We start from the raw sequence: 8,058 nt of genomic DNA, 5'->3' as shown, positions 1-8,058 counted from the left end.
ATGGCCACCGAAGGCAACCTGCAAGCGCCCACCCGACACGCGCTGGACTGGAAAAACCCCGACTTTTACGACGAGGAAAAGTGCTTCCATGAACTGGAACGCATCTTCGACATCTGCCACGGTTGTCGCCGCTGCGTGAGCCTGTGCGGTTCGTTCCCCACCTTGTTTGATCTGGTGGACGAGAGCAAGACGATGGAAGTGGATGGAGTTGAGAAGCAGGACTACTGGAAGGTGGTCGATCAGTGCTACATGTGCGACCTGTGCTACATGACCAAGTGTCCGTACACCCCGCCGCACGAATGGAATCTGGACTTCCCGCACACCATGCTGCGCGCCAAGGCGATCAAGTTCAAGAAGGGGGACGTTGGCGCAGCCGAAAAATTCCTCGCCTCGACCGACGTGCACGGCCAGTTTGCCGGCATTCCGATCGTGGTGCAGGCCGTCAACGCGATCAACAAGACAAAGGTGGCGCGCAGCGTGATGGAAAGCGTGGCCGGTGTCGACAAGGACGCTTGGCTGCCCGAACTGGCTACGAAGCGCTTTCGCTCCGCCGCGCCCGAGGCCAAAGCCACGACCGTGAAAGACGGCGAGAAAACGCCGGGCAAGGTCGCCATTTTCTCCACCTGCTACATCAATTACAACGAGCCCGGCATCGGCCTGGACCTGCTCAAGATCCTCGACCACAACGAGATCCCCTATGTGATCGTGGAGAAGGAGCAGTGCTGCGGCATGCCCAAGCTCGAACTCGGCGACCTCGACTCGGTGGAAAAGAGCAAGGAAGCCAACATCCCGGTCCTGGTGAAATACGCGAAAGACGGCTTCGCCATCCTCTCGGCGGTGCCCAGTTGCTCGCTGATGTTCAAGCAGGAAATCCCGCTGATGTTCCCGGACGACGCCGACACCCAACTGGTGAAGGAGCACCTGTGGGACCCGTTTGAATACTTCATGGCGCGCAAGCGCGACGGTCTGCTCAAGACCGAATTTCCCCAGAAACTGGGCAATGTGAGCTACCAGATCCCGTGCCATGGTCGTGTGCAGAACATCGGACGCAAGACCGAAGAAATGCTCAAAATGGTGCCGGACACCACCATCAACACGATCGAGCGCTGTTCGGGTCACGCAGGCACCTTTGGCGTGAAGAAGGCCACCCACCAGACCGCCATGAAGATCGGCAAGCCGGTGTTCAAGGCCATGGCCACCATGAAGGACGGCAGCCCGCCCGATGTGATCAGCTCGGACTGTCCGCTCGGGGGTCACCACATCGCCCAAGGTTTTGAAGTAAACGGGCTGGGCGCGCCCGAGCTGCAGCACCCGCTCAGTCTGGTTGCCAAGGCCTATGGACTGAAGTAAGGAGACAAACATGCAACTCACCGGACACATCACCGCCGACTCGCTCATGAGCCTGGAGGCTTACACCAAGTGGCGAAAACTGCACAAGCCCGAGGTGATCGCACACCGCCAGCTGCGCAGTGTTCGGCTGGGTGAACACATCAACCTGCAGTTCGAGAGCGAGACCACCATCCGCTACCAGATCCAGGAGATGCTGCGCATCGAGAAGGTGTTTGAAGAAGAGGGCATCCAGCAGGAGATCGAGGCCTACGCGCCGCTGGTGCCCGATGGCCACAACTGGAAGGCCACGATGATGATCGAGTACCCCGACATCAACGAGCGCAAGCGTGAACTCGCGCGCCTGATCGGCGTGGAGGACCGCCTGTTCGTCGAGGTCGAAGGGTATGCGCGCGTGTACGCCATTGCCGACGAAGACCTGGACCGCGAAAACGAAGTGAAAACCTCCGCAGTGCACTTTGTGCGCTTCGAATTCACGCCACCCATGCGCGCGGCCATTCAGGCCGGTGCAGCGGTGAAGATCGGCTGTGATCACACCCACTACCCGGCGCATGTGCAGGTGTCCCCGGAAACGCTGGCGTCTCTCGCGGGCGACCTGAAGTGAAGCGGTGCGGTGGCGATAATCAAGGCTTCCTTCGGGAAGCCTTTTTTCATTGTTCGACTGCCCACCGCGAATCCGCCCGGCCCCCCTCCACATGCTGTTCCTCATCTCTCCCGCGAAGGCACTCGACTACGAGACGCCGCCGCACGTCGCCACCCACACCCAGCCGCTGTTTGTGAAGCAGGCCTCCGAGCTCATCGGTGTGTTGCGCGATCAATCGCCACAGCAGATTGCCGACCTCATGAAGCTGTCGGACACCCTCTCGGGCCTGAACGTGGCGCGCTACCAGGCCTGGCGCCCGAAGTTCACGCCGAAAAATGCCAAGCAGGCCGTGCTGGCCTTTGACGGCGACGTGTATGGCGGGCTGGACGCGAAGGCACTGGCCGAGCCCGACCTCGACTGGTTGCAGCAACACCTGTGCATCCTGAGCGGTCTCTACGGTGTGCTGCGCCCGCTCGATCTCATGCAGCCTTACCGCCTGGAGATGGGCACGCGCCTGGCCACTGGCCACGGCAAGAACCTCTACGCGTTCTGGGGCCGCCAGATCGCGGACCACCTCAACGAACGCGCCCGGGCCGACCTGAGTCCGGTGGTGGTCAACCTCGCCAGCGAAGAGTATTTCAAGGTGGTCGATCGCAAGGTGTTGGTGCCCAGGGTGGTCACCTGCGTGTTTGAAGAGCGCAAGGCCGATGGCTACAAAGTGATCAGCTTCATGGCCAAGCGCGCGCGTGGCCTCATGGTGCGCTACGCCGTGCAGCACCGCGCCAGCACGCCCGAGCAGCTCAAACACTTCGATCTGGAAGGGTACCGCTTCAACAGCGCCGCCTCCGGACCCGACCGCCTGGTGTTCCGCCGCGAGGCCAAGTCCTGAGGACATTGCCATGAACCAGTCCGTCACCATCGAGTTGCGCCAGTGGATCGTGGAGCAAGCCTCGGCCGGGTTCTCGCGCGATGCGGTGCTGGCGTCCATGGTGGCGTCGGGCTGGCAGGAGGTGGTTGCGCTCAAGGCACTGAAGGCCACATGGAAGGAGCCTGCCGTGGTGCCGCCGCAGCCCACACCGGTGGTGCGCCGCGAAGGGGCGCGGCTCCTGCCCGATCTGGACCTGAGCCAGTCGCCGCGCCAGATCGACGCGGGGGACCGTTTGGTCGACGTGATTGCCTCGCTCAACCAGCCGCGCGTGGTGGTGCTCGGCAACCTGCTGAGCGCCGACGAATGCGACGCGCTGATCGAATCGGCGCGCCCGCAACTCGCGCGCTCGCTCACCGTGGCCACCAAGACCGGGGGCGAGGAACTCAACCCGGACCGCACCAGCAGCGGCACCTTCTTCGCGCGCGGGCAGACGGCCGAGGTCACACGCATCGAGGCGCGCATCGCCCGCCTGCTGAACTGGCCGGTTGAAAACGGCGAAGGCCTGCAGGTGCTGCATTACCGCCCGGGCGCCGAGTACAAGCCGCACTACGATTACTTCGACCCCGACGAACCCGGTACGCCCAGCATCCTCAAGCGCGGCGGGCAACGCCTGGCCACGCTGGTGATGTACCTCAGCGAGCCTGCGCGCGGCGGCGGCACCACCTTCCCCGACGCCGGGCTGGAAGTGGCGCCCGTGCGAGGCAACGCCGTGTTCTTCAACTACGACCGTCCCCACCCCTCCACCCGCACCTTGCATGGCGGCGCGCCGGTGATCGAGGGCGAGAAATGGGTCGCCACCAAGTGGCTGCGTGAACGCGAGTTCGTCTGACGTGCCCGGCATGAACATCACCCACAACGGCCTGCGCATTGAGTACGAGAGCGACGGCGACGAACAAGCGCCTGCGGTCTTGCTCACCATGGGTCTGGGCATGCAGCTCACCGCCTGGCCTGGCTCGCTGGTGCAGGCCATCGTGCAGGCCGGCTACCGGGTGATCCGGTTCGACAACCGCGACATTGGCCTGTCCAGCCAGCTGGACCACCTGGGCGTGCCCAATATCGGCTGGCAGCTCGTGCGGTCCCGCCTGGGACTGCCCATCCGCTCGCCCTACAGCCTCCAAGACATGGCGCAAGACACCGTCGGCCTGCTCGATGCGCTGGGCGTGCAGCGCGCCCACCTGGTGGGCGTGTCCATGGGCGGCATGGTCTCGCAGCGCGTGGCCGCCACCGTGCCGCAGCGCGTGCTCAGCCTCACCAGCGTCATGAGCTCCAGCGGTGCGCCTGGTTTGCCGGGTCCGCGTCCGCATGTGACACGCGCCCTGCTCAAACGCCCGCGCAGCCAGCGTCCCGAGCACGTGGCTGCCCACGCCCTCAACATGTTCCGCCTGATCGGCAGTCCCGCGTTCCCGCAAGACATGCCTGCGTTCGAGCAACGCGTGCTGGCCGATGCGGTGCGCAGCCACAACCCCGATGGTGTGGCGCGGCAACTGCTCGCTGTGGCCTCCGACACCCAGCGCCACACCCTGTTGCAGCGCATTGCCTGCCCCACGCTCGTGCTGCACGGCACGGCCGACCCGCTGGTGCCGCTGGCCTGTGGCCAGGACACCGCTGCGCGCATCGCCGGCGCGCGCTTCGAGTCCATCGACGGCATGGGCCACGACTGGCCACCCGGAGTGGCCGCGCTGCTGGCTGGCCACATCGTTCCGCACCTCCAGACTGCACAGACCTCGACATGACCCAGAACACCCCCGAACAATCGCAGCTTGGCCAGGCCTCGGCCTACGTGGACCAATACGACGCCGGCCTGCTGTTTCCCCTGCCGCGCGAGACCAAGCGCCGCGAGATCGGCATCACCGGCAGCGTGCCGTTTCTCGGTGCCGATCTGTGGACCGCGTTTGAGCTCAGCTGGCTCAACCCACGCGGCAAACCGCAGGTGGCCCTGGCCCACATCACCGTACCCTGCGAGAGCACGCACATCGTGGAGAGCAAGTCGTTCAAGCTCTACCTCAACAGCTTCAACAACACGGCATTTGCCAGCGCCGACGCGGTGCGCGACCGCATCCGGGCGGACGTGAGCGCGGCCATCTGGCACGGGAGCACCCTGCAGTCCAGCGCCGGCGTGAGGCTGCTGCTGCCCGAACAGCTGGAGCGGGAGACGGTGCAGGAACTGGCCGGCCTGTCGATCGACCGGCTCGATGTGGAGTGCACGCGCTACCAGCCCGCGCCCGAGCTGCTGTCTGCAGCGTTTGATGAAAAGCCGGTGGACGAAATCCTGGTGAGCCACCTGCTCAAGAGCAACTGCCTGGTGACCGGCCAGCCCGACTGGGGCAGCGTGCAGATCAGCTACAGCGGCCCGCAGATCGACCAGGCGGGCTTGCTGCAGTACATCGTGAGTTTTCGCAACCACAACGAATTCCACGAGCAGTGCGTGGAGCGCATCTACATGGATGTGCTGGCGCGCTGCAAACCCACCAAGCTGGCGGTATACGCGCGCTACACGCGCCGCGGCGGGCTGGACATCAACCCGTGGCGCACCAGCCACCCGCAGTCGCCGCCGGCCAACGTGCGCACGGCGCGGCAGTAGCCGCCTCGCGCGGCAGATTCAGATCATCTTCTGGATCAGCGCACCCTTGAACAGCACCGGCCCGGTCGGGCCGCGTTCGCTCGGCACGCCGCCCTTGGGCTCCAGGCTGATGGCCAGGGCGGGCACTTCGCGCACGTCGCCCTCGCCGGCCGTGAGCTGCAGCAAACGTTCCTGACTCAGCACGCCCAGCGAGCGGGGTCCGCCCGAGGGCGGCAGGGCCCAGAGCTGCAGCGACTTGTCGCTGGCTTCCTGGAAGCCGCCCACGCGCTGCAGCGTGAGCTTGCCGTTTTTCGGGTCGAAGGTCACCAGCATGGAAGCGCTGGCCTGGTCGTCGTTGAGCACGGCCACGTATTCGATCTGCGGTGTGGCCGACAGTTGGGCCTGCAGTTCGTTGATCTGCGCGCCCAGGTCGTCGCGCAGGCCCACGGCGGTGACGAGCGCAAACACCGTGGCCAGCGCGCCGGCGGCGGTGGCGCCGCGCCACAGCGCCAGGCTGCGCAGCCAGCCAGTGGGCTGGGGCTTCACAGCTTGGGCGCGCGCAGCGGCCATGGCCTGTTGCTGGCTCTCGCCCTGCACCAGGTTCTCAATGCGGGTCCACACGGCGGGCGCGGGTTGTTGCGCGGTCTGCAGCTCGTTCATGCTGGCCACGCGGCTTTGCCACACCAGCGCGGCAGCGCGCACCGGGGCTTGTTCTCGCGCCATGGCTTCAAAGCGGCGGCGTGCACCACCACGCAAGGTACCCAGCGCGTGGGCGGCGGCCAGCTTGTCGAGCAGTTCGGGGTGTTGGATCAGGTTCATGCCGGTCCCTTCACGCAAAGCGCGCCATGCAGGTGCGCAGTTGGTCCAGCCCGCGGCGGATCCAGGTCTTCACGGTGCCCAGCGGCAGGCTGAGTTGCTCGGCCAGTTCGCTGTGGCTGAGGTCGCGCAGGTAGGCCAGGCTCACCACCTCGCGCTGGCGGTTCTCCAGCTTGCCCAGACACTGGTGCAGTGCCCACGCCTGCTGGCTGGCCAGGGTGGTGTCCATCGGGTTGGGCGAATCGCCTTCCATGGTGTCGGACATCACGTCGTCGATCTCGTCGGTGAGGTGGGTGCGCTCGGCGCTGCGCCGGCGCAAATAATCGAGCGAGCGGCTGCGCACGATCAGGCCCAACCAGGCCATGGGTGGGCTGAGCGAGGCGCGGTAGTCGCCGGCGGACCGCCAGATCTGCAGGAAGGTTTCCTGCAGCGCGTCTTCAGCCCATTCGGCCTTGCCGACCACGCGCATGGACAGGCCATACAGCTTGGACGAGGTCAGGTCGTAGAGGGCCTTGAGGGCGGCCTCATCGCGCTGGGCGATGCGGTCGATCAGGGCCATCAGTTGGTCATCGGGTTGTGCACTCATGCGGGCATTGTGGGGCACCGGCTTGCCCCATGCCCACACCAGGGCATGGAAGAAAGCGGGCAGGGTGTTCATGGCCGGCGCCGGCGCGGCTGGACTTGTGTGGGCAGGCTCAGGGCCGTGACCGGCGTGATGTTGACCGTGACCGGTGGGCCTTCGAGCAATTGGTCCGCGTGCACCACCCTCACCTTGGCGGCGCCTTCGGGCACACCTTGCAGTGTGGCGACACCGTTGGCGTCTGTCAGCAATGTCCAGGGCGAATCGGCCACGAAGATGAAGCCGCGCATGGATCCGTGCAGGTGGCAACCCAGCTGCATGGCACCCGCCTTGGCCAGCGTCACCTCGGCGCTCGCGGGGTCCTTGCCTTCGGCCTTGCCGTCCAGTCGCAGCTCAAAGCCGGGTTGGGTTCCCGGGTTCAGTGATGCCAGGCCAGCGGGCATGCCGCGCACGTGGTGTTCCCACGTATCGAAGTTGGTGAAGGTCACCCTGGAGCCGACCGGCAGCACGCTGGTGCCCGGCACGAACTGCATCTTCTGCTGGTTGATGACGGCCGACACCGGGGCGGGCGAAGCAGGCTTGGCGCCCGAGGCTGGTTCGACGATCACCACCGCATCGGCCAGGGGTTTGCCATCACGACCGAGCACCGTCACCTGCACGGTGGCGGCTTGCGCGGCCAGGGGGCACAGGATGGCGGCGATCAGCCAGGCAACGGCGTTCGGGCTTTTCATGATCGGTCTCGGTGGTGTTTCAGCGAACGGTGATCACGTCGCGGTGCATCGGGGCCAGCAGCGCGAGCATCTGGTTCTGGCGGGTGAACGGAATGCCGCGTGCGTCCATGCTCTGTTGCAGCACCTCCACCAGCGCGTTGAACTGGGCGCGGGTCGTGTCGCGGTCGGCGTGTGCGGTCTTCATGTCGGGGCCCTTGTAGACGCAGGGGCCACCCGAAAGCTGACAGAGCTGGTCGCTCAGCGACTTGGCCAGGTTGGTGAGGTTGGTGTCCGCGAACTGGTCACCAATGCGTGGGTCGGCCTTGAGGCGAACCACGAAATCGTCCATGAGGCTGCGGATGCCGGCTGCTTCGCCAAAGGCCTGGTACAGACCGGCGGCGGGCGCCACCGGGTAGGCGCTGGCGGCCGAGGGGGCGGGTTGCATGGACTGGGCGAGCGTGGCGCCGCTGGCCAGGGCGAACAGGGTGAGGGCGGTGGCGGTGATGAGGTGTTTCATGGTGAGGCTCAAAGATG

General features: G+C 65.7%; 10 protein-coding genes. 6 read left to right on the top strand and 4 right to left on the bottom strand.

All coding sequences use genetic code 11. From position 1 onward, the window contains the following. From Q0C59_RS03100 to queF, 6 genes are all read left to right on the top strand, one after another. On the top strand, positions 1-1,350 hold a 1,350-nt coding region (locus Q0C59_RS03100), incomplete at its 5' end, for a (Fe-S)-binding protein (RefSeq protein WP_291211564.1). A 10-nt stretch (positions 1,351-1,360) separates the two neighbouring features. Next, positions 1,361-1,951: a DUF3501 family protein gene (locus Q0C59_RS03095; RefSeq protein ID WP_291211562.1), complete on the top strand. Its 591-nt coding sequence runs from the start codon at positions 1,361-1,363 to the stop codon at positions 1,949-1,951. 91 nt (positions 1,952-2,042) lie between these two features. Continuing rightward, a complete protein-coding gene (gene yaaA, locus Q0C59_RS03090) occupies positions 2,043-2,819 on the top strand; it encodes a peroxide stress protein YaaA (protein ID WP_291211559.1) in 777 nt (258 codons plus the stop codon). Positions 2,820-2,829: 10 nt separating this feature from the next. Continuing rightward, positions 2,830-3,687 carry a 2OG-Fe(II) oxygenase gene (locus Q0C59_RS03085; protein ID WP_291211556.1) on the top strand — a complete coding sequence of 286 codons (858 nt, stop codon included), beginning with the start codon at positions 2,830-2,832 and terminating at the stop codon, positions 3,685-3,687. Positions 3,688-3,697: 10 nt separating this feature from the next. Continuing rightward, on the top strand, positions 3,698-4,591 hold the full coding sequence (locus tag Q0C59_RS03080; protein ID WP_291211553.1) for an alpha/beta fold hydrolase: 894 nt from the start codon (positions 3,698-3,700) through the stop codon (positions 4,589-4,591). Continuing rightward, positions 4,588-5,439, top strand: a complete 852-nt coding sequence (queF, locus tag Q0C59_RS03075) for an NADPH-dependent 7-cyano-7-deazaguanine reductase QueF (protein WP_291211550.1) — start codon at positions 4,588-4,590, stop codon at positions 5,437-5,439. The genes Q0C59_RS03080 and queF overlap by 4 nt, the downstream gene beginning before the upstream one ends. 18 nt (positions 5,440-5,457) lie before the next feature. Here queF and Q0C59_RS03070 read toward each other — a convergent pair whose 3' ends face one another. The 4 genes from Q0C59_RS03070 to Q0C59_RS03055 all read right to left on the bottom strand — a co-directional run bounded on the left by Q0C59_RS03070 (position 5,458) and on the right by Q0C59_RS03055 (position 8,041). Then, complete coding sequence (locus Q0C59_RS03070) at positions 5,458-6,237, bottom strand: anti-sigma factor domain-containing protein (protein WP_291211547.1); 780 nt, start codon at positions 6,235-6,237, stop codon at positions 5,458-5,460. 10 nt (positions 6,238-6,247) lie between these two features. Next, positions 6,248-6,820, bottom strand: coding sequence for an RNA polymerase sigma factor (locus Q0C59_RS03065; RefSeq protein WP_291211678.1), 573 nt, complete (start codon positions 6,818-6,820; stop codon positions 6,248-6,250). A 68-nt stretch (positions 6,821-6,888) separates the two neighbouring features. Then, complete coding sequence (locus Q0C59_RS03060) at positions 6,889-7,545, bottom strand: plastocyanin (protein WP_291211544.1); 657 nt, start codon at positions 7,543-7,545, stop codon at positions 6,889-6,891. 19 nt (positions 7,546-7,564) lie between these two features. Next, complete coding sequence (locus Q0C59_RS03055) at positions 7,565-8,041, bottom strand: group 1 truncated hemoglobin (RefSeq protein WP_291211541.1); 477 nt, start codon at positions 8,039-8,041, stop codon at positions 7,565-7,567. Between the last annotated feature and the right edge of the window lie 17 nt (positions 8,042-8,058).

Source organism: Hydrogenophaga sp. (genome assembly GCF_022844385.1).
Classification (GTDB): domain Bacteria; phylum Pseudomonadota; class Gammaproteobacteria; order Burkholderiales; family Burkholderiaceae_C; genus Hydrogenophaga.
Note: the sequence above shows the minus strand (reverse complement) of the source record. Positions and strands in the feature narration are given on the sequence as shown.

What these genes read in the sequence shown, in the direction of transcription:
- Q0C59_RS03095 (WP_291211562.1), top strand. Translation starts at nt 1,361, where the DNA reads ATGCAACTCACCGGACACATCACCGCCGACTCGCTCATGAGCCTGGAG.
- yaaA (WP_291211559.1), top strand. Translation starts at nt 2,043, where the DNA reads ATGCTGTTCCTCATCTCTCCCGCGAAGGCACTCGACTACGAGACGCCG.
- Q0C59_RS03085 (WP_291211556.1), top strand. Translation starts at nt 2,830, where the DNA reads ATGAACCAGTCCGTCACCATCGAGTTGCGCCAGTGGATCGTGGAGCAA.
- Q0C59_RS03080 (WP_291211553.1), top strand. Translation starts at nt 3,698, where the DNA reads ATGAACATCACCCACAACGGCCTGCGCATTGAGTACGAGAGCGACGGC.
- queF (WP_291211550.1), top strand. Translation starts at nt 4,588, where the DNA reads ATGACCCAGAACACCCCCGAACAATCGCAGCTTGGCCAGGCCTCGGCC.
- Q0C59_RS03070 (WP_291211547.1), bottom strand. Translation starts at nt 6,237, where the DNA reads ATGAACCTGATCCAACACCCCGAACTGCTCGACAAGCTGGCCGCCGCC.
- Q0C59_RS03065 (WP_291211678.1), bottom strand. Translation starts at nt 6,820, where the DNA reads ATGAGTGCACAACCCGATGACCAACTGATGGCCCTGATCGACCGCATC.
- Q0C59_RS03060 (WP_291211544.1), bottom strand. Translation starts at nt 7,545, where the DNA reads ATGAAAAGCCCGAACGCCGTTGCCTGGCTGATCGCCGCCATCCTGTGC.
- Q0C59_RS03055 (WP_291211541.1), bottom strand. Translation starts at nt 8,041, where the DNA reads ATGAAACACCTCATCACCGCCACCGCCCTCACCCTGTTCGCCCTGGCC.